The sequence below is a fragment of the Siccibacter colletis genome (assembly GCF_000696575.1).
In the GTDB taxonomy this organism is placed as follows: Bacteria; Pseudomonadota; Gammaproteobacteria; order Enterobacterales; family Enterobacteriaceae; genus Siccibacter; species Siccibacter colletis.
Genome location: NZ_JMSQ01000003.1, coordinates 1 through 25,919 on the forward strand (window position 1 = coordinate 1; position 25,919 = coordinate 25,919).

The window sequence follows — 25,919 nt, forward strand, 5'->3', positions numbered from 1 at the left end:
ATTCGCGGGTATGCAGCAGCAGAAGCGAAGCTGTTGAAGGCGCTCAATTGCACTCAGGGTCAGCGCTATCTTGAAATAGCGGAAGCCGACCAATCGCAGGAGGAATTCCTGTGGGGCTGGCTGGACAGGGTGGAAATCTGATGGACGTCTTCAGCATGCTGCGTGGTAGCGCCGGCACAATATCTCTTAGCAGAACGCAGGCCGCACTTGGTTTCCTGGTGTGCAGCTGCTCAGTAGGCTGGCAGGCCTATCAGGGGACGCTATCGGACGTGATTTTCGGCCTGTACTTCGGCTTCTGCACTGCCGGCTACCTTGGCGCTAAAAAGCTGTCAGGCGATAAGGCGATAAAAGAGCAGCAAATCGACGCGGGTATGAACCCGGGAGAGAAATCATGAGTTTCATTGAAATGCTGATCGCCGGTGCATTCGCTGTGTTCGCAATTGCTGCCGGTGCCTTTGGTATTGGTCACTCAAAGGGGAAGGGGAAAGCCGAACAGGCCGCTACCGAGCGTGAAACCAAAACCAAAATCGAACAGGCTCAGGCTGCTACTGAGCGCCAGACCAAAACCAGCAAAGAGGCCGCTGATGTACAGGAAACCGTTACTCGCATGCCTGGCAGCAGTGTTGATGACGAGCTGCGGGAAAACTGGATCAACAAATAACACGGTTGTTGTTGATACGGCCTGCAATTGGGTGAAGCCGATCTTCGTTACTGAGGCCGATATTCTGACCATGGATGAACGCACCAAGCGATCCATCCTCACCCACAACAAAACGTGGAAAGCTAACTGCGCGACGGAAGCCAAATGAGTGCTTACTCCATCTACAACATCATCTCCGGCGGCTGCATCGCAGCGCTGCTTATGACGTGGCTTTTCTTCTGGATTTACTTGAAGCAGGAGCGACGGCATCGCGACGAAATCAGGAAGCTGCAGCGTGAGGTTGTGATGGAGATAAAGAACGCTCACAAGATGAACTAGCTGGACAACCCCAAGAAGATCCATCCACTACTGCAAAGCATCATCGCCCTGCTGCATGGGGCAGGTCCTCTCCATCCCGATGATTATCGAGTTTAGAGGAATACTGCGTCTCACACGCGCGCACCAATACACAGAACCTTTCAGGATGACCCTTGAGGATACCGGTTTGGCTATCGGTGCCTTCTGTGGGCCGGACTCCTGTGTGACAAGGTTCATCACTAAAAGGTAAATACCGATGCAATTAGTTGAAATAAAGAAGCTCGACCTGGTAACCAACAGTGCCGCCATCTCCGAAGGCGTTGGGCGAGACCATGACACCATCATCAAGCTGGTTGACCGCAACATAAGTGACCTTGAGGAATTCGGAGAGGTCGGATTTGAAATCCGAGCTGGGTACAACAACTCTCGGGTTCGCGTCGCGTTATTAAATGAGCAACAAACCACGCTGCTGATCACCTACATGCGGAACAATGAAGTTGTGCGGGCATTCAAAAAGCGTCTGGTCGCTGAGTTCTTCACTATGCGTGGCGCATTGGCGAAGAAGAAAATGGATCGCAACTCTGCGCGTCTGGAATACAAACCGATGACTGACGCCATCAAGCATGAGCGTGAAGCTCAGGGCAAGCAGATTGCTCCGCATAACTTCAGCAATGAAGCCGACCTGATTAACCGACTGGCGCTGGGCATGACCGCGGCTAAGTTCCGCGTACATCATGAGATCGGGAAGAAAGAGCCGATTCGCGATTACCTCACACCAGAGCAAATCCACTGCATCACCGAGCTACAGCGCGCTAATACCGTGTTCATCAGCATGGGGTGGGATTTCGATCAGAGGAAAGAAGTGCTGCGCGGGATGTTCGAACGCAACCATCGTCAACCGCTTATCGAAGAACAGCACCACCTTGCAGCGTAAAAAAGTTGAGAGCCACTTTCACAACGGCTTTTATCACAATGCCCGTTTTAACAAGCGGGCACGATGATGACTGTCATCATCTCCTCCTGTGTCTACGGTTAGCACTGCTGTGAAGCAGCGCGAAGCTGGAAGTTGAATGGTGTTAATATTTCCTCAAGTGAAATTAGGTATAATGCCGGAGCCATATGGCAAAACCATATAAGGATGCGAAATGAAAAACGGCATTTATAAGGTTATTTTTGACAGTAATGTTAACCGCAATGGTAACTGTGATGGGATTGTTACCGTTCGGGATGATCGCCTTAATGGTGGTGACTATGTTTGCTACTATCAAGGTGTGTTTGATGGCAATAAAATCTCATTGAAGGTCGTAAGGCATAATCCAAACGACACCACTGTTTTTAATGGAGTGGATAACGTTGATTTAGATTTGACGTTAAATGAATTGCCAGGAGGAACAGTGTTTAAAGGGAGCGTGAAAGGACGCCCTGGTTTGGTTATCGCCGGAAGCATGCATTATTTGAGCGATATCATCTAAATATAAGCCGCCTCCGGGCGGTTTTTATTGCCATTACAAAGTTCGCCTGCTGGTTGGTTTGATAATGCCGTAACGCTTTAACACAGCCAATCTGATAACCAGGCATGCGGTTTTGATGACATGATTGATAGATGGTGCATAAGCAATTGCTAAAGAGATTTCTAACTCAGTAACCATATTACCCCCTATAGAAAAGAGCAGGCAAATTCCTGCATCAATAATGGTCTCTATTGCACAGTGAATGGATTGAGTGCCAATGGCAATCACCACTTTCCCAATAGTGAGGGTTAAATCAGAAAGCACTTCCTGCGGAAAATTGGACATATTCTCAAGCAAATAAAGAGGCTTTTAATGTCCGACATCTACAAAATCACCATCACCACCACATCGAAAGAAACCTTCACCGGACTGATGAAGCGCAGCCAGCCTGAAATCGTAAACGGCTTCGTTGCGCTGGCGACCGACACGGGTGAATGGCGGTACTTCCGCCCGGATAGCGTGGAGCAGTTCCACTTTGTGCCGGTTGCAGAGGAGGCATCAGATGGCAGCGTGCAATCTGACGATTCAAGTGAAAGTGAAGTGGTGGCTCCCGTTGTATCTCAGGACGCTGACACTGATGTGTCTGATGATGCGGTCCGAACCTGACTACGAAAAGGTGAGAGCATTCATTGTTAAGCATGGCATCAACCAGAAACTGATGGTGACGCCAGTAGAAGATAAAACGGAGTAACCAATGAGCAAACCGGACTGGGAGGCATTGAAATAGAGACCAGCCCGTATTTGTTGGGGTTTATTGATTAATCCTCTTTAGCAAACTGCTCGTATTCAGGCCAAGCTGCAAAACCTATAGGGCGCTTTGGTTCTTCCGGATTGAGTCTTTTTTTCTTTAAAAGAAGAATGTTTATTTGGCTTACATGTTGCACTAGTTCAACTGGACTCCCATCTTCAAGCTTGCCTATAAACGATATCAATGACGGATCCCAATAACTAATGCCGGTAAAATGAAATTCGACTACGCGACCAAAACTTGCCAATTGCCCACCTACTTCATGGTCTTCATCAAGAGTGCGATGGAAATCATTTATCCAGACGATAAGCCGCCGGTGAAATTCATTTGCAAAATTACCCGTTACAGCAAACTGTCTATCACCTGCATCCTTATGCATTTTGGCCATAACTTCGAGATGCGCCGCTGAATCAAGGTGTGTCAGTGGATTGAAATTATTCATTAAATGATTCCTAAAAGGAAAAAGAATGGCACTCACCGACAAACAAGAAATGTTCTGTCGCGAGTACCTCATCGATTTAAACGCTACACAAGCGGCTATTCGGGCGGGGTACAGCGATAACACCGCCCGTAAGATTGGCAGTGAAAACCTCACAAAACCAGACATTGCGCAACGCATCATTGACCTTAAATCAGAGCGCAACGAAAGGGTAGAGGTAAATGCAGACTACGTACTGCGTCGCTTGGTTGAGATAGATGAAATGGATGTGCTAGACATCCTCAAAGATGACGGCGGCCTGAAGATGATTCACGAATGGCCCAAGGTCTGGCGCACCACGCTGAGCGGTCTGGATATCCTCACCACGGTCACCAACTTTGATGAAACGACCATGGAGAACATCCTCAAGAAGATAAAGTGGCCTGACAAGGTGAAGAACCTTGAGCTGCTAGGCAAGCACATCGATGTGAATGCTTTCAAAGAGACGGTTGACCATAAGTCATCTGACGGAACCATGACGCCGAAGCCAACCGTTATCCAGTTACTCCCTGTTGAGCCGAAAGCATGAGTGAATCCGTTCAACTTCCTATCCCGGCTAAGCTTGCTCCGCTGTTCACTGCTGTAGATAAGCGTTATCGGTGCTCACATGGTGGTCGTGGCAGCGCCAAGACGCGCACATTCGCGTTGATGACCGCCGTAAAGGCTTATCAGTCAATGATGAACGGCGAGAGCGGCGTAATCCTCTGCGCACGTGAGTTCATGAACTCGCTTGAAGAGTCGAGCATGCAGGAGGTGAAGCAGGCAATTCTTTCGGTGCCGTGGCTGGCCGCTAATTTCGACATTGGCGAAAAGTACATCCGGACCATTGATAAAACGGTGACCTATGTATTCGCCGGCCTGCGCCATAACCTCGATAGCATCAAGTCGAAAGCGCGCATCCTGCTTTGCTGGGTTGATGAGGCTGAATCAGTCAGCGAAATAGCCTGGCAGAAGCTGAGCCCGACCGTTCGTGAAGAGGGATCAGAGATTTGGGTGACGTGGAACCCGGAGCGAGACGGTAGCGCCACGGATAAGCGTTTTCGCAAAGAAGCCGGCGACGACTGCATCACCGTTGAGATGAACTATACGGACAACCCGTGGTTCCCTGACGTGCTGGAGGGTGAGCGACAGAACGATCAGAGACGCCTCGACCCGGCAACATACGCATGGGTTTGGGAGGGGGCTTACCTCGAGAACTCCGATAAACAGGTGCTGGCCGGAAAATACCGGATTGCTGATTTCTCGGAAAATCTCTGGAAAGAGGCTGAACGCCTGTTCTTCGGCGCTGACTTTGGTTTCGCAAAAGACCCTAACACGCTGGTGCGCTCTTTCATCCTGCACAACCGGCTGTACATCGAGTACGAGGCATACGGTCAGCAGACAGAGCTCGACCACATGCCAGAGCTATACGACACAATTCCCGGATCGCGTGACTGGCCCATCAAGGCTGACTCCGCGAGGCCCGAGACGATCAGCTACCTCAAGCGGCAGGGATTCAACATCTCGGCTGCCGAAAAATGGCAGGGAAGCGTTGAGGATGGGATCGCGCATCTTCGCGGCTTCGACGAGATTATCATTCACCCTCGATGCAAGAACGTGGCGCGCGAGGCCCGGATGTGGTCGTACAAGACAGACCGCATCACCGGTGAGGTATTGCCTAAGCTCGCCGACGGCTATGAACACTGCTGGGACGGCATTCGCTACGGTCTCGACGGTCACATTAAGCGTAAGGGTCAGGTGGCCGGGATGATGATACCGAAGCGCCTGCAAGGAAGATGACTATGGTCAAATGCAACAAACATGGTATTTGGCTTAACCCTCCAGTGGGATGCTGGAAGTGCTATGAGCATAAAATTAAGCAGTTGAGTAAAAGGGAGACTTTCATATCACCTAAAGCACCATCAATCCCACCGATAAAGCGTTAACGGATAACTCATGAATGACAAATTAACTCTCGCCGTCAATCACGCGCTGAATGACGTCAGGCTTGCCCGTGCGCGTGCTATGGCACTCAACCCCGGAATGGGGCTGGATGCGAAACGTGAGAGCGCATGGTGCGAATACGGCTTCAAAGAAGAGCTTACGTTTCATGACCTGCACAAGCTCTATCGTCGCGGCGGTATTGCTCACGGCGCGGTAAATAAGCTGGTATCGAATTGCTGGAGAACGAACCCTCAAGTAATTGAAGGTGAGCAGTCTGACGACTCGAGAGAGCTTACTGCTTGGGAGAAAGACAGTAATCAGGTATTCACCCATCGCTTCTGGCGTGCATTCGCTGAGGCGGATAAGCGGCGATTGGTTGGCCGCTGGGCTGGCATCCTGCTGCACGTTAAAGACAGCAAAAGATGGGATGAATCAGTTGTTAAAGGCAAGGCGCTTCAGAAGATTTCACCGGTATGGGCCAGCGCACTAAAAGTTGGCAGCCGTGACAATGCCGGCACCATCACAATGTGGCAGTACACCGAGTCACTTTCTGATGGCAGCACGGCGCAACGGAGCATTCACCCTGACCGAGTGCTGATTATTGGCGACATGTCTGATGATGCGATCGGCTTTCTGGAGCCCGGATATAACGCCTGTGTCAGCCTCGAAAAAGTTGAGGGAGGTTCGGGAGAGTCATTCCTTAAGAACGCAGCCAGGCAGCAGAATATCAACTTCGACAAAGAGGTCGATTTCAACAATCTGGCCTCAATGTATGGCGTTACCGTTGATGAGCTTCAGGAGCGCTATAACGAAGCTGCCCGCGAGATTAACCGTGGTAATGACACGCTGCTGATTACACAGGGTGCACAGGTCACGTCGATGGTTAACGCGGTTTCTGACCCGTCACCAACTTATGACGTTAACCTTAAAACATTCAGCGCATCGGTAGACATCCCATCGCGCATTATCGTCGGTAACCAGTCTGGCGAACGCGCCAGCACTGAAGACCAGATTTATTTCAACGGGCGCTGCCAGTCACGCCGCGGCGACCTGTCGTTCGATGCTGAGGACATGGTCGATAAACTCACATATCTGCAGATCATTAAGCCTGTGGCTAAGTTCAGCATCGTGTGGGATGAGCTTAACGAGCAGTCACCATCTGACAAGCTGGATAGTGCGGTGAAGATGAGCAATATCAACCAGACATCTTTAGCCTCTGGTGAGCAGGTGTTTACGGTCGATGAAATCCGCGTGGCCGCAGGTTACGAGCCAGGCGGGGGCGAGCCATTACCGGAGAGTGAGGAAGATGGCGAAACTGAAGAAGAAGCCGAAACCAGCAATACTTCCGACCAATAAGCTAGACCCGACCGGCGTTGACAGGCTGGAGCGCGGGGCTATGCGTGATTACGCGAAACGCCTGAAGCAGGTCAGCGCCCGATACATTGAACTGCTAAACCGCATCCCGGCGGAGCCTGTAGTAAACCAACGATACACCTTCCAGCTAGACCCGACCATGCTGTCGATGCTCTTGCAGAACGGCGATTCTATCGTGGATGAAATCCTGTTGCGGGGAGGCGAGTTCAACCCATGGCTGTTTCAGGACTACGTTTCGCCATCGTATCAGCGTGGCACGGCGCAGGAGTTTGCCAATCTTTCTCAGCAATCCCCTGCATACGAAGCCGACCGCGGCAGCGTGCAGGAAATACTTCTAAGCGACGCCTATCAAAGCCGGTTAATTCTGGTGAGAGCTCGCACCTTTGAAGATATGAAAGGGCTGGCTGCAGATGTGAAGCAGGATCTGGCGCGAATCCTGACAGATGGCATGGGTCGAGGACAGAATCCGAAAGAAATAGCCAGGCGACTGCGCGACCAGATAGGAATCGAGCAGGGTCGAGCTAACCGTATAGCCAGAACGGAAATAACCACCGCACTACGGCGTGCAAGATGGGATGAGCACGACTCAGCCAAAGAAGATTTGGGCCTGAATGTCATGCTGCTTCACCTGTCTGCCCTTAGCGCCACAACGCGTCAGGCGCATGCTCTACGCCATGGCAAGCTCTACACCTCGGAAGAGGTGCGCGACTGGTACAGCATCAACGGCAACTCTATCAACTGCAAATGCTCTCAAGTCACCGTGCTGGTAGATGAGAAGGGCGTGCCGCTCAATTCCTCAATAATCGATATCGCCAAAAAAGAGTTTGCCCAGACATGGGGGAAACGCATGGCAACCAACAAATCACATCACTGCTGCGACCATAAGCACGCGGCTTAATCGAGAGATAACCATGACTATGCAGGTTAACGTCACCACGAGGGTGAACAGTCAGGCTATTCGCCGTGAGACGTATAACGGCCGGCCGCATTTGGTTCTGCCGAGCTACACGCTGCCGGCCAACGTTGTGATGAACGGCGGTCTTTATCCGGAATCGGAAATCAACGCCCACTATCAGGGGTTGGAAGGCACGCTGGCCCCGCTCGGCCATCCGACTGTAGACGGAAAGTTTGTCTCCGCTTTCTCCCCGGAGGGCATCAACGCCGGACACATTGGCGCATGGAACCGCAACGTTAAGAAATCAGGAAACCGCGTTTATGCAGAGAAGTGGGTTGATACCACCGTAGCGAACCAGAGCGAAGGGGGGCGTGAACTACTTGAGCGTGTGGCCGCCATTGAGCGCGGTGAGGACGTTCCGCCGATTCATACCAGTGTAGCCGTGTTCCTTGACCAACTTGAAGCCACCGCGGATCAGCGGGCGCAAGGCATCGAGTGGGTTGCCAAAATCAACGCAATGGACCATGACGCCATCCTGCTGCATGAAGTCGGAGCTGCACAGCCTGAGCAGGGCGTCGGCCTGATGGTTAACGCTGATCAGGCTAAAACGCTACAGGTTAATTCCGGTGCGCTGATTGGTGAGTCTTACCGCGAACGTGAGCGTCGTCTTGAGCAAGCTGCCCGAGACAAGTTTGCAACCGGCCCGGACGATTACGCGTGGATTGCTGACTTCACCGATTCACAGGCGATCGTCATCCGTAACGGCGGTGATGCACAGGTTTACGGCTACAGCACCGAAGGCGGCAAGATCACTTTCGAAGATACCGGCGCAAAAGTAGCGCGGCAGGAGTCGTGGGTCGCCATCGCAGCCAACAAAATCAAATCACTTTTCACTCCGCAGGAAGCTCCTGCAACAAACCATAAAACGGAGGGCGACATGCCTTTAACCAAAGAAGAACTGGAACAAATCGGCAGCATGGTTAGCGAGGCTGTGGCGACCAATACCGAGAAGGCAATTAAGCCGCTCTCTGACAAGGTTGATGCACTGCAGGCCAATCAGGACAAGTTGTCTGAAACCCTGACCGCTAACTCCCGCGCTGAAGAACAAACAAAACGCGATGCAGTTGCCGCAGTACACGGTGAAATCGTGGCAAACGCACTGTCAGGTGAAGCTCTTGACGCGATGTTTAAATCCCTCGGCGAAGCCGCCCCGCTGGGCACTAACTCCGCCAAAACTCACCCTGTGACCGGCGCACCAGATCCGGCCGCTTACTTCGGAGGTGCTGCATAATGCCACGCTATCGCCGCGTTAATATCGACGGTCAGTCACTATACAAGACTGAAACCCGCGCCACCGCCTCAGACCTGCTGCCGGGTACTGCCGCTGTCATCAACGACGACAACGAGTTCGCTCAGGCTACTGCGCTGGCTGGTCGCCTCTATATCATCGACGTTGCTTACCATCAGGGTCTGAAAATCACCGAGGCGGTTCCTGCCGGCGATTCCGCCGTCGGCAACTACGTCGAAGAAGGGCGTGAACTTGCGCTGCTTTGCGTGCCGGGAACCTATGCCAAAGATGACCCCATCAAGCTTGGCACAAACGGTCAGTTTACCAAAGCTACTGCAGACACCGATTCGGTGATCGGCTACAGCCAGGACGATGCGACCATCGCGGCCAGTAATACCGATTTCATCCGCGTGCGTATGCGTGTCGGCACCGTTGCCGCAGCTGCTGGCGCTTAATCAGGAGAATAAGAATGTATTTTACCGCTGAAACACTGGCTGCTAACAGCCGACTGCGCGGACACTGGAATGAGCTGTGGGCGAACCGTGACATCTTCAATGCTCAGCACGACATGATGGTCAACGCGTTCCGCACGCGCATGACGCATGAAATGCTGGCAGCGAATGCCATCGGCGGCTTCACCCGCGAATTCTGGGCTGAGATTGACCGCCAGATTATCCAGATGCGCGATCAGGAAATTGGCATGGAAATCGTCAATGACCTGATGGGAGTTCAGACAGTTCTTCCGATCGGCAAAACCGCCAAGCTCTACAACGTGTCTGGCGATATCGCTGATGATGTATCTGTCAGCATTGACGGTCAGGCACCGTACTCCTTCGACCATGCCGAATTCGGTTCAGATGGTGATCCGATTCCGGTATTCACTGCCGGTTACGGAGTTAACTGGCGTCATGCTGCAGGTCTGAGCACGGTAGGCATCGATCTGGCGCTGGAGTCGCAGTCCGCGAAGATGCGCAAATTCCATAAGAAGCGCGTTAACTTCTACCTGAATGGTGACTCAAGCATCGTGGTTGATGGTCTGCCGGCTCAGGGCATGAAGAACCACCGCAACACGCAGAAAATCAACCTCGGTAGCGGTGCCGGCGGAGCTAACATCAACCTCACCACTGCAACCCCGGCACAGTTGCTGGCGTTCTTCGGCCCGACCGGCCCGTTTGGCCTGACAGCCCGCACTAACAAGGTAACTGCTTACGACAAGCTTTGGGTGAGCCCAGAATTATGGGCCAACATGGCGAAGCCGTATCTGGTGGATATTAACACCGGAACCAATGCGCTGCTTAGCGGCACAGTTTTGGATGCGATCAGCAAGTTTATCCCGGCTAAATCTATTCAGATGACCTACGCGCTGTCAGGAAATGAATTCCTTGCGTATGAGCGTCGTCAGGATGTGATTTCCCCGCTGGTAGGTATGGCTGTCGGTGTCGTGCCACTGCCGCGCCCTATGCCGCAGAGCAATTACAACTTCCAGATCATGTCTGCTGAAGGTCTGCAGATTAAGAAGGACGGCGAAGGCCTGTCCGGCGTGTTGTACGGCGCAAACCTGGCATAAGGAAACATCATGGCTGAGAAATACGAAGTAATTAAGCCGTGGCACGGCGTAGCAAAGGGTGATGTGGTTCAACTGGAGACTGTTCACCCGGCGCTAAAATCTCACGTCCGCAAGCTCTCGGACAAAGCATCAGCTGAACTGGTGCCGGCCACTCCGGATGCTGGCACAGACAAGCAAGCGCGCAAAGCTGCGATCGTCAAACGCCTGGATGAACTCGGCATTGAGTACAAAGGCAATCTCGGCGTTGACAAGCTGGCAGAGCTTTTGCCACAGGGCGAGTTAGAGAAGCTTTTCCCCGCTGAATAACGGCCGCCGCTAAGGCGGTTTTTTTATGCCCCGCTCCGGCGGGGTTATTTTCATGGAGTCGATGATGGTAAATCTTGAACAGGCGAAGGAATACCTGACCACTCAGGGAATTACCATTCCCGATTTTGTTCTTCAGGCTCTCGTAGATCACGCCAACAGCATTCAGGAATGTCTTGATGCGAATTATCCGGCATCGACCGCGCTGCTGATTCAGCTTTATTTATTGGCTCTTATGGGCCTCGGGCAGGGTGATAAGTACATCTCCAGCCAGACAGCTCCAAGCGGTGCGTCTCGCTCATTCCGATACCAGTCTTTCACCGATCGATGGAAATCCTCAGTGAACCTGTTGCGCGGCCTGGATAAGTATGGCTGTGCTACCTCGCTGATCCCTGCAGACCCGACAGCAACGCCGGCTTTTGCTGGTATCTGGATCGGGAAGGGTGGATGCATGTGCGGAGATAAATGATGTCATGGATATCAGTAGCCATCCGACTGCCTCGTTCATTCACCCGCGTATGGGTGATGACCGACAGTGGTCGTGAAACTACCGGCTACGTTAAATCGGACGGCGAGTGGCATATCAACTGTGAGCGCATTAGGGCGACTGGCGCGATGGTGATCCGCTGGAAGGAGGGCTGATGTCGGCAACAGCAAACTGGTCATACACCGCCATTGCCACTATCTGGCGCAAGCTGGAAGGCACTGACGAATACGGAGATCCGCTGGGATATGCCGAACCTGAGCAAATCCTCTGTGATTACGAAGGCGGCCTGTCGAAGAGAGTCGGAAGCCTGGGAGCTGAAATTGTCGTGAAAAACACCGTCTGGACGGAGTTCTCTCTGGCAGATGCCGGTGATTATTTGCTGATTGGCGCATCGACAGAGGTTGACCCTGTTGTGGCAGGCGCTGATGAAGTGCGGCAGGTAATTCGCTATGCAGATACGTTCGACCGACTGACGGATGACTATGCCATCCTGACCGGAGTCTGATATGGCCGGCAAAGTTAGAGGAATCACCCAGGCGAAAGCAAACCTCGACAGGCTCATCAATGACGTGCAGGGGCGCAAGGTTGTCCGGGCTATTCAGTCAGCACTAATCATCGGTAGCTCACAAGCTGCGCTTTATACGCCAATCGACACGTCCACGCTGTTGAATAGCCAATACCGCGAGCTGGAAGTTAACGGAACGAAAGTTACTGGCAGAGTGGGGTACTCTGCGAATTACGCTGTTTATGTCCACGACCCTAACGTGCCTCAGACATTCCGCCGCTCTACAGCTCAGAAAGAGTTCCTGACTAAAGGCTTCGAAGACACAAAAGACGCAATTGACCGCGTAATGAAAAAGGAGATGTCGTTGTGACCCCTCCAATGCATCAACGAGTGAAAAACCTGATTGTCGCAGCCGGTTTAACGCAGGGATACACCGTTCAGGCCCTTACCTGGACTGACTCAGGAAAACTGACCGACCGCTTCATCGTTTTCCGGCCAAACGGCGGCACAGCAGTAGACAGGGATATCGGCTCTGACCATTACGTACTTGTCGATCTGATTTCAGGAAAGGCTACTGGCGAATACGCAAATTCAGAGGCGGATGCACAAGCCATCATCGACTACGTGCAACAAAACCCCATCACCGACCCCTGCGTCGGGCAAATCACCAACATGGGCGGCATACCATCCCCGGTTTTAACGACTGAAGGGCGTATGGTCTGGCGTCTGCAATTTGCCTGTTTTTACGGCGAAAGTTAAAAACCAAAGAGGAATTACCCATGGCAGCAAATTGCCCAACAGACAACACAAAGTTGTTTGGCCGCGCCATTGTGCTCGAAGTAGCTGATGGATGTGCAGATACAGTACCGCAGGAATCCGAGTGGAAGGCGCTTGCCGCTGGAACATCAAAAACCTTTGATCTCAGCCCAAACTCAGTCACATCCGAGGCGGATGATTCAAAAGGCTACGTAGAAAGCATTGTTACCAATGCCGATTTGACGATCTCGTTTGAAGGCGAGGTACGGCAAAACGATCGGCTCGACCAATACGGCGTTTACCGACTGCTGAAGTACTTCAATACTGAAATCCAGGCTGCTCGCCAGCCAACTATTTGGGTGCGAATGGAGTTTGGTGCTGTCACCTTGCAGGGCTATATGGTCATCAACGCCTTTAGTATTGATGGTGGCAGTAATGACATTGTCACTTTTAGTACTGAATTCAAAGTTGCTGACGCCAGCACTTTCCAGATTGAAGACACTGATGAAACTGTGCCCACTACCGGTGTAACAGTTACACCGGCAACAACCTCAATCGCAGTAGGTGCAACTCGTCAATTAACTGGCGCGGTACAACCTGTTGATGCGAGCGACAAAACCGGCACCTGGACAACTTCAGACAATACAAAAGCAACAGTTAGCCCCACTGGACTTGTGACTGGTGTTGCTGCTGGCACCGCAACAATCACCTTCACATCGACTGACGGCGGCTTTACTGCCACCTGCTCGGTAACAGTTACCTCAGCGTGACCATTACAAAGGGCGGTTACGGTCGCCCTTGATAATGTTGTTACGGTCGCCCTTGATAATGTTTATGGAGGAGCCATGACACCACTAAAAGAGATTGGCGAGTGTCTTATTACGGTCGATGGAGAAGATTATTTCTTCCGCCCATCTTTCGCCAATATGACGAAAATAGGCGAACCTGATGAGATTGTTCAGGCTTTTTACGACCTGCACAACGATGAGGTTGGCGGACTCATCAATCGCGCTATAAGCGCATATGGCTGCATTCCTGATTGGCTGGTTGCCCACATTAGAAAAGCCGATTACGGCCGGCGTGCATTTATAGCGGCGGTAGTGGTGATGAATGCCTGTTGCGATCGTGATGCGGAGGCACTGACTGGTGTATTCCAGCCCGCTAAAGGCAACGGGCGCACCTTTAAAATACGCAAGGGTGCTTTGCCTGATTCAGCCATCCTGCTCATTGCTCAGTCACTGATAGCTCACGGAGTGATTGGTAAAGCGAAGGTCAGGCGCCTGCAGCGTCACGAGAAAAACGGAACGAGCACTGAGTTCCGAGCTGTCGACTACATCATTGCTGCACAGACCCACTTCAGCATGAGCCAGAAAGAGGCCAGTAACCTCACAATGACCAACTTCCAGATGCTGCTTAGCGCCAAATATCCGGAGCAGAAAGGCTTTACTCGCGAAGAGTATGAACAGGTTGCTGATGATTATCTGGCGAAGAAAGCTAAGCGTCTGACGAAGACAGCCTAGTCCACTCAGGCAGGATTTTTGATTGCATTCCTTAGAATAGTGGCAGGGGTTGCGGTATCTGATTTAGGTGTTAGGATGTTTCTGATTGCAATCAATGGAAACATACAATGAAAAAGGTATTTGCTTTAGTTCTTGGGGCGTTGCTGTTGTCTGGCTGTACAGTTCGAGTTGCCGACATGACTGTTGGTAGTACAAAAAACTATAACCTTAACGCAGCCAAGTTCGAAAAAGGTCAGCGTGTCACTGGTGAAGACAAAGCGCCGATCGTGATTTTCCCGTTAGGCATTCCTAGCGTTAAAACCGCAATGGACCGCGCTATTGAGAAAGATAAGTGCGCGGTTGGTTTAAGTGATGTAGTGATTTATCAACTAAACCATGCCTTCCTGTTCGGCACCTACGGATTCCGTGTTGAGGGGACACAAATCATCGACAAGTCTCAGATGGGTTGTGAGACACGATAATCAAAATGAGCAATGACAGGCCACCTTCGGGTGGCTTCTTTGTATTAGTGTGTGCGCAACTCCTCGCAACATTCCACCTCATCAGTTGATAAGTGATCGGTTCCTGATAGGATGTTTCTTAGCTATCAACATGAGATGGAATAATAAATGAACAAAAAATGGTTGGCGTTTGGGGTCGCTATTTTGGCTGCTTGTGGCATAGGATCCGTTTACTTGGTATCTCCTTCGGATGCCCAGGGAGCGGCGATGATCGATGCGTGTAGTAATTTAGTAAAAAGCCAAATGAAATCACCATCATCATACAGAATGATCGATTCAATTTTTGATATTAAGGTCGTCAATAAAGATGACCTTCCTGCAAAACTGGATGCAATCAATTCTGACGCGATCAGGCAGGGTGTTGAAAAAGGGTACTTCAGTATTAGTGAAGGAAAGGCTTTTGTTGAATTCGAATCCCAAAATTCATTTGGCGTAATGCTTAAGGGTAGCGCTCAATGTAACTTCAACCTTTACGACACTTCATGGGCTTCTTTCGAGTCTGCCACGGTTGGCGGCCGACAGGCATCTATGGCAGACCTGATTATTGTTTCATCGCAACATAAAGTTGACGACACCTTCAAATCAAAATTCAAATACCTTAAGTACAAGATATTTAAAACCATCTGAAAACTCTTCAGTAAATAGAACCCGCTTTAAGCGGGTTTTTTCATGCCCGGAGACTAAGAAATGGCAGGCGATAAGCAATTAGGCAGCATTGTTTACCAGGTTGAGATGGATGTTGCCGATCTGATTGCTGGTCAGCAAAAAGTTAACCAACGCCTTGACCAGATGGATAGCAGTTTCAGTAAATCATCGCAATCAGCTGGGCGTTTTGAAGGGGCATTAAATAAAGTTGGCCTGGCGATAGGTGCAGCATTCACGCTCGAAACCGCAAAACGACTTATTACCATCGGCGACGAGATGAACACCTTGCAGGCTCGAGTTACGCGGTTAAGCCCAAGCATCGATGTTGCCAGAGAGACAATGAAATCATTGTCGGCAATTGCATCACAAACAGGAAGCAGCCTGGCGGATACCGAGCGCCTTTGGGAGTCGATGACTTCAGCTCTCAAAGAAGCTGGAGCTACTAATTCTCAGATTCTGTCCCTGACATCAACACTCCAGAAAATTGGCACCATAGGCGGTTCATCAGCAGAAGAGATGTCAAACGCTCTTCGTCAGTTTGGGCAGTCTATCGCTGGCGGAACTGTGCGTGCCGAGGAATTCAATTCCATCCTTGAGCAAATGCCAGAGTTGGCTCGTCAGATCGCGGCGGGGTTAGGAATCTCTATTGGAGAACTTCGCAAGAGGATGCTTGATGGCAAGCTAACAGCCACCGACGCATTGAATGCCATTCAAAGCAGATCGGAATCTGTCAACGAAGAGTTTGACAAGATGCCGGTTAGTATCGACAGGGCTAAAAATAGTCTGGACGTTGCTTTCCGTAATGCCATTAGTGATTTGAATCAGGCGATAGGTTTGACCTCAACACTTGCCGGGCAGATGCAAAGTGTTGCCGATAACCTTAACTTCTATAACAACAATGCTGGCGACGCCTCAAGGATGCCAAAACTTATTGAGTTGCAGAAGAAATACAATGACGAGCTAAAAGAAGGGCGTAAGTGGTATGACTTCAGCGAGAAAGATTGGGCTATTAGGCGTGGACAGGCAGCATTTGAGCTAAAAAGAGTTGAGCAGGAAATAGCCAGCATTCGCGCAAAGTCGTCGCAGGATGCAAAAAACAACAGCGGATTTAAATCAGCCGCAACAAAGGGTGACGATGCCGCCACCCAAAAGCTGGTCAAGAACTCTGAGAGAAGGCTTGCTTTGTCAAAGCTTGAAGGTGAGGCTCGCGCCCGTCTTCAGGCGCAATATGACGCCGCTGATGCAGGGGTGACTGACCAGAAGAGAGTTAAAGCTATTGAAGATCAGTACGCAGCAACTTACCGCAATACTGAGGCTCAGAAAGAGAACAACAGGGAAGGGAAGACTTCTGCAAGTCAGGCAGAGGCCATCGCTCAGAAACTTGAGAACCTCAAAGAGCAGTCAGAGCTTGCTGCAGACTCAACAAGCAAGTTAAGTCGCGAGCAAGCCATCCTCAATGCCCAGCAATCTCTTGGTAAGTCGGCAACACAGGCTCAGATAGATCTTGCCGGCCAGTACGCTGCGAAGAAGTGGGACACTGCTAACGCCATCAAAGCTCAGGCAGCCGCAGAGAAGCTACTTCCGGAAGCGAGAGAGAACGCCAGTTATAAGCAGGATGTTCAGGATCTCAACACAGCCCTGTCAGCAAAGAAAATCAGTCAGGAGCAGTACAACAAAACCTCTGAGAGAATTGAGGCTGAGCATCAAGCTAACCTCGCGAAGATTAGAGCGCAGGAGGCAGTGACGCCGCAACAGGATGCGGCAGGCAGTGTTGATCCTGTCCAGCAGTTGGCTAATGAGAATGCCAGAAAACTGTCTCTGATTCAGTCTTTTGATCAGCAAGGATTAATTTCACACCAGAACGCACTGGCCTTACGCGCCGCTGCAGACAGGCAGTACGAGCAAGAGCGCATATCAGCCATGTGGGAGATATGGCGCAACCAGAGCGCAGGAAATGAAGCGGCAGCCGCAGCATTTGATGCCTTTGCTGGTAACGCCTCTAATGCCCTTACTGGCATTATCACGGGCAGCATGACCGCTCAGGATGCGCTTCGGTCTATCGGTAGCACTGTGCTTAACAGCCTGGTTAACACTTTCGTTCAGATGGGTGTTGAATGGGCTAAGTCTGCGATCATGGGTGCTGCAACTCAGCAATCAGCAATCGCGGCTACTACCGCGGTGCAGACGGCAGCAGTTGCGACACAGACGGCGGTGAGTACCGCTGCTGCTGCGACTACTGCCGCTGCGTGGACTCCTGCTGCAATTCTTTCTTCCATTGCATCTATGGGCACTGCGGCCGCAATAGGTATTGGTGCAGTAGCTGGCATCATTGGAATGAGCTTGCTGGGTAAACGCAAGAATGGCGGTCCGGTATCTGCCGGGGGCATGTATCAGGTAGGTGAAAGCGGACTTCCCGAGATTTACCGGGCCAGCACCGGTAAGCAGTACATGATACCAGGTGACAATGGCAGGGTAATCAGCAACAAGGACATGCAGGGCGGAGGAACCAGCGTGAGCATCATCATCGAGAATTATTCTTCCAATGCTGGCGTCCAGGATTATCAGGCTGAAAAAGGCCCAAGCGGCGAAGATATTATTCGAGTCGTGGTGGCCGATCTTCAGCAAGGGGGCCAAATCAGCCAGAACATTTCCTCTTATCACAACGCACCACGCCGGGCGAGGGGTTAAGCATGTCTATTCCATATCCCGACTGGCTTCCGCTGGCTCAGAAAGGTAAAACGCCTGCCATGGACACAGGATTCAGGACCGATACTCCTCAAGTTGGGGCGCCAATCTTCCAGAAATTAACTGATGATCTGAAAACATCGTTCTCTCTGACATGGATATTCACCCGGGCGGAGCACAGAGCATTCATGCAATGGATTCGCAGCCCTGATTATCTGGATAACGGGAATCAATGGTTCACAATGCCGTTAGGAACTGGTGCCGGCGACACTGGTGTGGAGGTGCAGGAGATGCATTTCACCTCCTACCCGACGTGGAGTCAGAGCGGATCCGTTTTCACGTGGACCGGTGACGTGGTATGCCGTCAGCTGCAAAATTCAGATGATGAATTCGACGATATTATCATTGAGCTTCCTCCGCCGTGGGCTTCCTGGCTCGACATCGTTGTCACGGGATATCCTGATGACCGAGATCCAGAATCACTACCGAGGGCGTAATTATGTCAACACTGCGTGAAATCAGAGCTCAGCGACCAAACCGCATCCAGTACGAAACAGTCACTTTCTATCACCCTTCTTTCGGTTACGTTCGAATCGTCAACAATCAGGTTTTCCCCAAAACACTTGCCGGCAATCAATATCTGGCGTGCCGGTTTGAGCTAACCGAAAGCCAGCAAAGCTCAACTCCTGTTATAGACAGCACGCTTAAGTTCAGTCGCCTTGCGCAAGACTTTAAGGTGAAGCTGAAGCTATGGAAGGGTGCAGGGCGCATCACGCCAATTACGGCGACGTATGCACTGTATGACGCGGATATGAGCACGTTGCTGCGTAGTTGGGTGCTTTACGTGAACGACTGCAATATGGACGCGGCAGACGTCACTGTTTCGCTGTCGATGACTAACCCGATCAACAAAAACGTGGGGCTGCTTTATGACCCGGCTGAATGGACAGGCCTCATTAACGGCTGAAGATTTTGCAAGCCTGATGATAGATGTTCCCTGGGTCAACAGGGCATGCACATTCAAGGCCTGTGACTGTTGGGGTCTTGTGGTTCTCTATTATCGCCATGTTCTCGGAAAAGAGCTGCACACGCTGCCTGGCTACGAATCGGGTTCTGACTTCTTCACCTGTCATAGCGATGAGGTAGTGTTCTGGAAGCGCAGCGAGATGCCAGAAGAAAATGGAATTTTCATCGGGTACACCGGAAATTCGCCGGCTCATATCGGCCTGATAGTGAACGGCAGGGCGTTGCACAGTCGCGGTGAAAATGGCGCAGTAAGAAGCGACAGACTGCAGGCTATAGAGAAAGTTTTTACACGCGTGGAGTATATGACATATGCCAGTAATTGAGCTTCAGCGCGTGCCTGGAACGCCGAAAGAACGCCATTCTGTACCGCATGGAATGCTTCTCTCTGAGTGGCTACTAAGCGCAGATATTCATGAAGACGTTGTTGTGGTGCTGAACGGCAGGGAAATGCGACCAGATGATGAGTTGACAATCAGTCTGCTCGAATCAGATCGCGTTCAGGTGTTCGATCAGCCGAAAAGCGTTATCGGCGACGTCCTGAGCCCTGTGTTTAAACTGGTATCGAAAGTATTCTCGTTTCTGGCGCCTCAGCCGGCTCTGTCATCAGCTGACACGAACGCAAAAGAGTCGCCAAATAACAAACTCACCGGTCAGACTAACATTGCCAGAACATACCAGGCGCGTCCCGATGTTTACGGTCAGGTTCGCTCTTACCCTGACCTTATAGCGCCATCAATTTTCGAATTTTCAGGTAACGTTAAGTACGTAACTGAATGGATGAACTTCGGCATTGGCAAATATTCGGTAACTAACGTCAGGTATTCCGAATCATCACTCGGAACGCTGGCCGGTGCCAGTTATGAGATCTACCAGCCAGGGCAGGTCATTCCAACAATGCTGGAAGGGTTCGAGTTTGATGATGTAGACGGACAGGAACTGCCGGGGCCAAACCAGAGCGGGAGTGTTCCGGTTGTCTCTGCTTCTGCAACAAATGTGGTATCCGGTACATATTCTGGCGGTCAGGTTGCGATGAAGATACGCAAGCAGACAAGCTTCGACTACTTCCTGAATATCGCAAAGCCGAGAGGTGTCACGTTTGTAATCAATGTAACGTACAACACCGCAAGCGGACCTGTGACGAAAGACATCACTCTTTCTGCAGACCTGTTTAATGCTACAGAAACCAATGATGGCGCGGTAACCAACCCCACATATTTTTATAACTTCTTTTTCCGATCGCTGAGTGGTGCGGATGCCTCGACTACCCCGTCTAATGCAACCGTCAACACGACGAAGTTTATTCTGAATGACAATCAGACGGTCACGATGGGGCCGTTCTTCTCACCGGTAGAGGGTGATCAGCTGTGGTTTCATTTCCAGGCTCAGCAGGCTGATGATGTGACGGCATCTTATTCAGTAACGCTATGGAAAGTTGATGATAACAACGTTCAGATACCGGGAACTACACAGTCATTTAATGGATCAGTCAGCAATAACTCCGGCGGAAGCGATTTCAGATACAGTACCGTTAAATTCACACCATCTGCAGGGCTTGGGCGTTACGCTGTACAGTTGCGCAGAACTGATAACTGGGCTGACTACAATATTCTTCAGCTTTCAGAAATTCATTCTGTTCGTGTCAGGCAGAATGTGGTTCACCCTGATGACACCCTGGTGAGGGTTACAGTGCGTGCGACTGAGCAGGCAACGGGTGTGCGTGAGCGTAAATACAACGCTCTCATTACCAGACATACGATCAGCTATAACATGGCGGACGGCACTGTAGATTATGGCCTCAGGCCATCTCGTTCATTTGCTGACGCAGTAGCTCATACGTGGCTGGTTATCGGCAAGCAGCCGGTCAGCAGTATCGACCTTTACGGGCTTTACCAGATAGCCGCAAGCATCCCGGACGCCCGCCTGGCGCAGTTCGATTACACCTTTGACGATGAGGATATCTCTCTCGGCAACAGGGTGGAAACCATCTGCAACGCTGCACGTGTAATCGCATACTGGGAAGATGGCGTTCTGTGCTTCGTTCGTGACCAGAAAGAGGCTTACCCGGCGACAATATTCAACCGAAACAACACTGCTGCGGAAGAGTATAAGCTCACATGGGAAATGACCCTACCCGGTGGATTTGATGGCGTTGAGGTGGAATACGTTAGTCCGGTTACGAATAAAAAAACCTATATTCGGTACCGAGTAACGAGCAGCGGGATAGTAGAGCAGGCTGCTCAGAACCCAAACAAGATTACGCTGCACGGCTGCAGGGATGAATATCAGGCCCGTGACAGGGCTTTGCTTGAGGCGCGAAAGCTAATCTACTCGCGAGGCAGGATGACGTGCAAGACGTTGGCAGACGGTCAATACGTCAGCGTAGGTGACATGGTTCAGGTTCCCGACACTTACGACACTAACCAGCAGTCAGGTTACATCGTGAGACGGTCAGGAAATAACTTTGATACCAGCGAAGCCATAACCTTTTCAGGAACAATGTATGTCACTGTGACGGACAATCTTGGCGTACCTACGGCGCGATATATGGCAACAGAGAGAGGAGACACTCGCTTCGGCTTTACCGCTGCAATCCCTGATATCCCTCTCAATATCTGGGACGGGCATGACGTTCAGTCACCGTCTCGTTATGTGATCGCGACAGAAGAGGAGCACGACGCAACCTTGTGGCGCGTAGAAGAGAAGAAGCCTAACGCAGATTCTACAACCTCTTTCACTCTGACAGAGTACAGCGATCTGATTTATCAGTAATCACCTCCATCATTCATCACAACCCGGACAACGCGCCGGGTTTTTTATTGGAATAAATATGGCCACGCAACCAACTAATCTCCCGGTACCAAGCGAATCACCGCGCGATCTGAAGTTTAATGCAGGTAAAATTGACGAGTTTGTTACCTCTCTTGTTAATGCCTATACTGACCGTTTTGGCAATGAGCATTACACCATCGAAGGTCTGCGCTGGCTGGCTCAACAGGCGATTGCTCAGTACGGATGGATTCCTTTCGGTACGTTCCAGGATGGAGCAACACTTACTCTGCCAAACCAGATCTTGAAAGACGAGACGGATGGAAATTACTACCGTTGGGATGGTTCTTTTCTGCCATCCGGGAAAGTGGTTCCTGATAACTCTACGCCGGCATCTACCGGTGGGGTTGGGGTTGGAGCATGGATAAGCGTTGGCGACTCATCGCTAAAAGCAATGCTTGCCTCAAGTCAGGGTGCAAGCATGATCGGCACCTCCTCAGGAGTAAATCTTCAGGTTGAAATTGACAAGCTTAAATCTTCTTCTTATATCAGCCCAGAAATGTACATGTCTGGAAGCGAAACCGATCATACCTCGGCGTTTAAACAGGCGCTAACCGCTGCTAAAGATCTGAATAAAAAGTTCATTGCCACCGGTTCATATGTTTTGTCAGCGAGCAACTCAGATCCCATAAGGATTGAGGTTGATGCTGATATGAGTCAGGCTACGGTTACCTGCTCCACATATCAGGCTGGCGACGTTTGGTTATTAAGTAATACTTTGTTCGAAATTCCACAAGCTGAAGTTGATGTTACAAGTAAGTTTTCCAACTCTACGTATCAAAAAGGCCAGACAAGCTTCCCGGTTACTGGCTTGCAAGGCACCATCATCCTGGATTCAACTGACGTTGTAATGGTAAGGAATAATGGCGGAGCTTTATCGAATCAGCTGAAATCTGAAGTTCATGAAATTGACCCTGATGGAACTCTGCGGTATCGAAACTATTACAGCTACAGTGATCGCCCGGTTGTGAAGTACAAGCCATTTACTAACATTTTAGATTTTAAAATGCCGAGGATAATACTTGATGGGGCAAGATTGAACAATATTGTGCTGTGCTCTCGGAATAATACGGTCATAACCGGATCCAGCATCGATATCAACAACAACGGAAGCTCCAGACAGGCAGTTAATTTCCAGTCTTGCTCCAGGGTTAGTGTGAATAACATTTACATGAGTCCGGTTGGTTATCTTGGTGCCAATGCTCCTGCAAATCCATCAGGCAGGAACGAGGCAGCATACTTTATCCTTACGGAGAAGTGCTCTGACGTAACACTGGAAAACTGCTGCAACATAAATGGCTGGGGCGGCTACGACGGGAACAAAACAAGAAACGTTCATATTAACCGCTGTGATTTTCCAGGCATCGGCGGTCACTTCAGCATGTCAGACATATACGTTAATGAATGCACAATCCGTTATCACTGCGCCTCACAAGGTTGGGGTCAATGGGTTGCAACAAACTGCATTCACCTGGGAATGTTCGGCATAGATGTTATGGAGTTTTGGTCAGCTAAGCGTGACTACATGTCCTCATGGGACGGAGAGGTTATTATAGATGGGCTAAAGGTATTATTGCCATCAACCTGCGCTGGGTATTTTGTTGTTTCAAGCCTTGAGCCAAAATACAATGGCAACTTTATGGCCACAAGCCCTGACGTAGTAATCAGGAACGTTACGATTGACCTTACCAATGCCTCTGCACTTGTCGATTTGAGGATTCTTGACTTAGGAGTGTCTGGTGGAAGCAATTTTGAGCAATATATGATACTCCCCAATAGCCATTACATTGAGAACATTAAGGTAGTAGGTTCTCGCTCCTATGGCCAAAATCTTGTAGTTAGCGTTGTAAGCAACCAGCGCAATTATTCAAGCATTACCCAGCCTCAGTTAAGCGCTATTGTTGGCAGGGGCAGGTATAAGTTGACGATAAAAGACGTTGACCTTTCAAGACTCGGTAATACTAATGCAGAGACTGTACCGAGATATAATGTCCAAGCATTTAAGTTCACAAACTATGGAGTCCCTCAGAGCATAGACATCATGAGGAGCTACAATTGCGTTCCGTACACGAGCGCGTGGAGTGATATGAATATAAGGGTTTCAGATCAGGACATGCTTCTCGGGTATGTAGATGGTGCTGTCGCGAGGACAGCATCGTCGTATAACAGAATTTTGTTTAATAACTGTAGGATATATGGTGTTGGTTGGGGTGGCTCTGGGGGTAAAAGGGCTGGAATATTCGACTTCAATTATTGCTTGTTTGGTTGGCCATCTGCCATAACGGGGATACCAGAAACATCATCCTCAAGCATTGGTGGTTACTTAGGTGGGAATGAATCAGGAAACGCCGCAACGGGCAAGCTCAGTGGATGCGCCATTTTTGTAGCTGAAAATTCTTACCAGGTTGTTGATCCTACCTTCAAGAGTCGAGTAGTTGGCAATTACATTAATACTGGTGTTTATCAATCATAACGAGTAGGGGAGCCCCGCACGAGCGGGGCTTTTATCATTTAAAGTCAACCACACAATAATCGTAGCATCTGATCGAATATGAATTCCCTTCGTAAGCTCTGACGTTGCTTATCTCCATCAATGATTCTTTTTTCCCAGGGAATTTATCGTTCCATGACATTACGGTGTTTTTCGCCCCAAGACTATATAGGAACATTCTCGGCCACCAAGCCTCTTTTTTTGTCATATCTTCTATTAAACTGAAAGCATTCGAACCATGAATTCCTATCACTGATCTTGATATGCTTCCATTTGTGTATATCTTTTTATCAAGCTCCGAGTGTTGTCTCAGAAGTGAATAAACCTCGGTCACCGTAAGTTTATCCTTGCTGTATTCTGCAGACAGCGTGTTGGTGTAAATGAAAGAAATTGCAAAAAAATAAAGTCCGATCACCATGTAAAATGGGATGATTAATTTATTAAAAAACTTCGCGTTATGATTTACCAAAAAAGGCGAAACCAAAGCAATTCCGCTAAATGTCCATATTCTCGGATCTATAGCACCTCCATTTATTACTAAGGTTATCCCATTAATGGATATAAAGAATATCAATGAAAAAGAAACGCTAAACAAAAACCCATAGAAAAGCTTATGTTTAATTGATAGGTTTATCTTCTTAAACGCCATGATGAAAAGAGATGTAAATATAGCAAACGCTAAGAATATTGATACATTCTCACCGTTCCACTTATAAAATAACTTAGTGTTTGATATTAAGTTATTGGTTATAAAATCTATAGTTATAGAGACACTGCCACGGCCTTCCTTAGTGCTGTCACCAAGTACCACATAATAATAAATTATTACCGCCAAGAACGACACCATCATTGACCTGGCAGCCTGTAGAGACGCAGCAATTATTCCTTTATCCATCAGTAAATTGGCAACCATGATAACTGCCAAAGCAAAAAATATATTTATCGATGACTGGTACAAGCATAATGACATCAAAAGCAACACTGCGGATATAACGATTCTTAAATCTCTAAACTTTGATGCCATAATGGCTGCGGATGAAAGCAGGATTGATAGCCCCATGCTTCCTGAATCGTATCGATAACTAAAGTTTTGCAAAAGAGTGGGGCTAATGCAGATAAATGTGACAACAACTAGCAGGTTGGTATTTCTGCAATCAAAAGACCTGCCAATTATATATCCTGAAAAAACAACAGAAATAACGAATAAAATTTGAGGCATAGGCCTTATATCGAGCCCGCCATCTCTAAATGTTAAGATGTAATGCAATATGTCTGCAAGCGGACGCCCCTGAGGCTCCCACACCGTAAAGGATCTGATGGCCCTGATTAGGTCATCCCTATAGAACACGTCAAGACCGATCAGGGGAAAGTAAAACAAAGCGGCAAATAAGGCCGCTATAATTAAAGTATTTCTATGTTCTGAATTTATCATC

Annotated in this window: 33 protein-coding genes; 30 read left to right on the forward strand and 3 right to left on the reverse strand. The window is 49.8% G+C overall.

Annotated features, from left to right (window positions below; all coding sequences use genetic code 11):
• From ET34_RS21455 to ET34_RS0102540, 6 genes are all read left to right on the forward strand, one after another.
• Positions 1–141: a putative peptidoglycan-binding domain-containing protein gene (locus tag ET34_RS21455; RefSeq protein WP_081826891.1), complete on the forward strand. Its 141-nt coding sequence runs from the start codon at positions 1–3 to the stop codon at positions 139–141.
• A complete protein-coding gene (locus ET34_RS0102515; protein WP_031519209.1) occupies positions 141–395 on the forward strand; it encodes a hypothetical protein in 255 nt (84 codons plus the stop codon). Before ET34_RS21455 ends, ET34_RS0102515 begins: the two co-directional genes overlap by 1 nt.
• Positions 392–661 carry a hypothetical protein gene (locus ET34_RS0102520; RefSeq protein ID WP_031519211.1) on the forward strand — a complete coding sequence of 90 codons (270 nt, stop codon included), beginning with the start codon at positions 392–394 and terminating at the stop codon, positions 659–661. The genes ET34_RS0102515 and ET34_RS0102520 overlap by 4 nt, the downstream gene beginning before the upstream one ends.
• A gap of 144 nt (positions 662–805) precedes the next feature.
• A complete protein-coding gene (locus ET34_RS22740) occupies positions 806–979 on the forward strand; it encodes a hypothetical protein (protein WP_169738112.1) in 174 nt (57 codons plus the stop codon).
• A 235-nt stretch (positions 980–1,214) separates the two neighbouring features.
• Positions 1,215–1,892, forward strand: coding sequence for a Rha family transcriptional regulator (locus ET34_RS0102535; protein WP_031519212.1), 678 nt, complete (start codon positions 1,215–1,217; stop codon positions 1,890–1,892).
• Between the two features lie 211 nt (positions 1,893–2,103).
• On the forward strand, positions 2,104–2,430 hold the full coding sequence (locus tag ET34_RS0102540; RefSeq protein WP_031519214.1) for a GrlR family regulatory protein: 327 nt from the start codon (positions 2,104–2,106) through the stop codon (positions 2,428–2,430).
• A 33-nt stretch (positions 2,431–2,463) separates the two neighbouring features.
• Here ET34_RS0102540 and ET34_RS22425 read toward each other — a convergent pair whose 3' ends face one another.
• Positions 2,464–2,754 (reverse strand): hypothetical protein, encoded by a 291-nt coding sequence (locus ET34_RS22425; protein ID WP_152548335.1) that lies wholly within the window; start codon positions 2,752–2,754, stop codon positions 2,464–2,466.
• A 27-nt stretch (positions 2,755–2,781) separates the two neighbouring features.
• Between ET34_RS22425 and ET34_RS23155 the strand changes: the two genes are divergently transcribed.
• Positions 2,782–3,075 (forward strand): hypothetical protein, encoded by a 294-nt coding sequence (locus tag ET34_RS23155; protein WP_413783760.1) that lies wholly within the window; start codon positions 2,782–2,784, stop codon positions 3,073–3,075.
• Positions 3,076–3,227: 152 nt separating this feature from the next.
• Here the strand turns inward: ET34_RS23155 and ET34_RS21465 are convergent, their stop codons facing one another.
• Positions 3,228–3,659 (reverse strand): DUF6173 family protein, encoded by a 432-nt coding sequence (locus ET34_RS21465; protein WP_236633806.1) that lies wholly within the window; start codon positions 3,657–3,659, stop codon positions 3,228–3,230.
• Between the two features lie 25 nt (positions 3,660–3,684).
• Between ET34_RS21465 and ET34_RS0102555 the strand changes: the two genes are divergently transcribed.
• The 23 genes from ET34_RS0102555 to ET34_RS22865 all read left to right on the forward strand — a co-directional run bounded on the left by ET34_RS0102555 (position 3,685) and on the right by ET34_RS22865 (position 24,468).
• Complete coding sequence (locus tag ET34_RS0102555; RefSeq protein ID WP_031519220.1) at positions 3,685–4,224, forward strand: terminase small subunit; 540 nt, start codon at positions 3,685–3,687, stop codon at positions 4,222–4,224.
• Positions 4,221–5,474: a PBSX family phage terminase large subunit gene (locus ET34_RS0102560; protein ID WP_031519222.1), complete on the forward strand. Its 1,254-nt coding sequence runs from the start codon at positions 4,221–4,223 to the stop codon at positions 5,472–5,474. Before ET34_RS0102555 ends, ET34_RS0102560 begins: the two co-directional genes overlap by 4 nt.
• A 156-nt stretch (positions 5,475–5,630) precedes the next feature.
• Positions 5,631–6,974 (forward strand): hypothetical protein, encoded by a 1,344-nt coding sequence (locus ET34_RS0102565; RefSeq protein WP_031519223.1) that lies wholly within the window; start codon positions 5,631–5,633, stop codon positions 6,972–6,974.
• Positions 6,925–7,890: a phage minor head protein gene (locus ET34_RS0102570; protein WP_031519225.1), complete on the forward strand. Its 966-nt coding sequence runs from the start codon at positions 6,925–6,927 to the stop codon at positions 7,888–7,890. The genes ET34_RS0102565 and ET34_RS0102570 overlap by 50 nt, the downstream gene beginning before the upstream one ends.
• Positions 7,891–7,903: 13 nt before the next feature.
• Complete coding sequence (locus ET34_RS0102575; protein ID WP_031519227.1) at positions 7,904–9,178, forward strand: hypothetical protein; 1,275 nt, start codon at positions 7,904–7,906, stop codon at positions 9,176–9,178.
• A complete protein-coding gene (locus ET34_RS0102580; protein WP_031519229.1) occupies positions 9,178–9,630 on the forward strand; it encodes a gp53 minor capsid family protein in 453 nt (150 codons plus the stop codon). Before ET34_RS0102575 ends, ET34_RS0102580 begins: the two co-directional genes overlap by 1 nt.
• Positions 9,631–9,644: 14 nt before the next feature.
• Positions 9,645–10,742, forward strand: a complete 1,098-nt coding sequence (locus ET34_RS0102585; RefSeq protein WP_031519231.1) for a major capsid protein — start codon at positions 9,645–9,647, stop codon at positions 10,740–10,742.
• A gap of 9 nt (positions 10,743–10,751) precedes the next feature.
• The gene (locus ET34_RS0102590; protein WP_031519233.1) at positions 10,752–11,048 is read left to right on the forward strand and encodes a hypothetical protein; all 297 of its coding nucleotides are present in this window, start codon (positions 10,752–10,754) and stop codon (positions 11,046–11,048) included.
• A gap of 64 nt (positions 11,049–11,112) precedes the next feature.
• Positions 11,113–11,514 (forward strand): DUF7370 family protein, encoded by a 402-nt coding sequence (locus ET34_RS0102595; RefSeq protein WP_031519235.1) that lies wholly within the window; start codon positions 11,113–11,115, stop codon positions 11,512–11,514.
• Entirely contained in the window at positions 11,511–11,687 is a 177-nt protein-coding gene (locus ET34_RS20775; protein ID WP_236633809.1) for a hypothetical protein, read from the forward strand. Before ET34_RS0102595 ends, ET34_RS20775 begins: the two co-directional genes overlap by 4 nt.
• Complete coding sequence (locus ET34_RS0102605; protein WP_031519237.1) at positions 11,687–12,037, forward strand: hypothetical protein; 351 nt, start codon at positions 11,687–11,689, stop codon at positions 12,035–12,037. Before ET34_RS20775 ends, ET34_RS0102605 begins: the two co-directional genes overlap by 1 nt.
• A 1-nt stretch (position 12,038) precedes the next feature.
• Positions 12,039–12,407 (forward strand): hypothetical protein, encoded by a 369-nt coding sequence (locus tag ET34_RS0102610; protein WP_031519239.1) that lies wholly within the window; start codon positions 12,039–12,041, stop codon positions 12,405–12,407.
• Positions 12,404–12,796, forward strand: a complete 393-nt coding sequence (locus tag ET34_RS0102615; protein WP_031519240.1) for a phage tail termination protein — start codon at positions 12,404–12,406, stop codon at positions 12,794–12,796. The genes ET34_RS0102610 and ET34_RS0102615 overlap by 4 nt, the downstream gene beginning before the upstream one ends.
• Positions 12,797–12,816: 20 nt before the next feature.
• Complete coding sequence (locus tag ET34_RS0102620; protein WP_031519241.1) at positions 12,817–13,563, forward strand: Ig-like domain-containing protein; 747 nt, start codon at positions 12,817–12,819, stop codon at positions 13,561–13,563.
• A gap of 75 nt (positions 13,564–13,638) precedes the next feature.
• Complete coding sequence (locus ET34_RS0102625; protein WP_031519242.1) at positions 13,639–14,313, forward strand: DUF6246 family protein; 675 nt, start codon at positions 13,639–13,641, stop codon at positions 14,311–14,313.
• A 107-nt stretch (positions 14,314–14,420) separates the two neighbouring features.
• On the forward strand, positions 14,421–14,774 hold the full coding sequence (locus ET34_RS0102630) for a hypothetical protein (protein WP_031519243.1): 354 nt from the start codon (positions 14,421–14,423) through the stop codon (positions 14,772–14,774).
• Between the two features lie 147 nt (positions 14,775–14,921).
• A complete protein-coding gene (locus tag ET34_RS0102635; protein WP_031519244.1) occupies positions 14,922–15,440 on the forward strand; it encodes a hypothetical protein in 519 nt (172 codons plus the stop codon).
• 60 nt (positions 15,441–15,500) lie between these two features.
• Positions 15,501–18,146, forward strand: a complete 2,646-nt coding sequence (locus ET34_RS0102640; RefSeq protein ID WP_031519245.1) for a tape measure protein — start codon at positions 15,501–15,503, stop codon at positions 18,144–18,146.
• A gap of 2 nt (positions 18,147–18,148) precedes the next feature.
• The gene (locus ET34_RS0102645) at positions 18,149–18,640 is read left to right on the forward strand and encodes a hypothetical protein (protein WP_031519247.1); all 492 of its coding nucleotides are present in this window, start codon (positions 18,149–18,151) and stop codon (positions 18,638–18,640) included.
• A 2-nt stretch (positions 18,641–18,642) separates the two neighbouring features.
• Entirely contained in the window at positions 18,643–19,110 is a 468-nt protein-coding gene (locus ET34_RS0102650; RefSeq protein WP_031519249.1) for a hypothetical protein, read from the forward strand.
• On the forward strand, positions 19,073–19,492 hold the full coding sequence (locus tag ET34_RS0102655; protein ID WP_413783761.1) for a peptidoglycan endopeptidase: 420 nt from the start codon (positions 19,073–19,075) through the stop codon (positions 19,490–19,492). Before ET34_RS0102650 ends, ET34_RS0102655 begins: the two co-directional genes overlap by 38 nt.
• Positions 19,479–21,938 carry a host specificity factor TipJ family phage tail protein gene (locus ET34_RS0102660; protein ID WP_031519252.1) on the forward strand — a complete coding sequence of 820 codons (2,460 nt, stop codon included), beginning with the start codon at positions 19,479–19,481 and terminating at the stop codon, positions 21,936–21,938. The genes ET34_RS0102655 and ET34_RS0102660 overlap by 14 nt, the downstream gene beginning before the upstream one ends.
• A 58-nt stretch (positions 21,939–21,996) precedes the next feature.
• Positions 21,997–24,468: a tail fiber/spike domain-containing protein gene (locus ET34_RS22865; protein WP_051640445.1), complete on the forward strand. Its 2,472-nt coding sequence runs from the start codon at positions 21,997–21,999 to the stop codon at positions 24,466–24,468.
• Between the two features lie 34 nt (positions 24,469–24,502).
• Here the strand turns inward: ET34_RS22865 and ET34_RS0102670 are convergent, their stop codons facing one another.
• Positions 24,503–25,918 (reverse strand): glucosyltransferase domain-containing protein, encoded by a 1,416-nt coding sequence (locus ET34_RS0102670; protein ID WP_031519256.1) that lies wholly within the window; start codon positions 25,916–25,918, stop codon positions 24,503–24,505.
• Position 25,919: the final 1 nt, after the last annotated feature.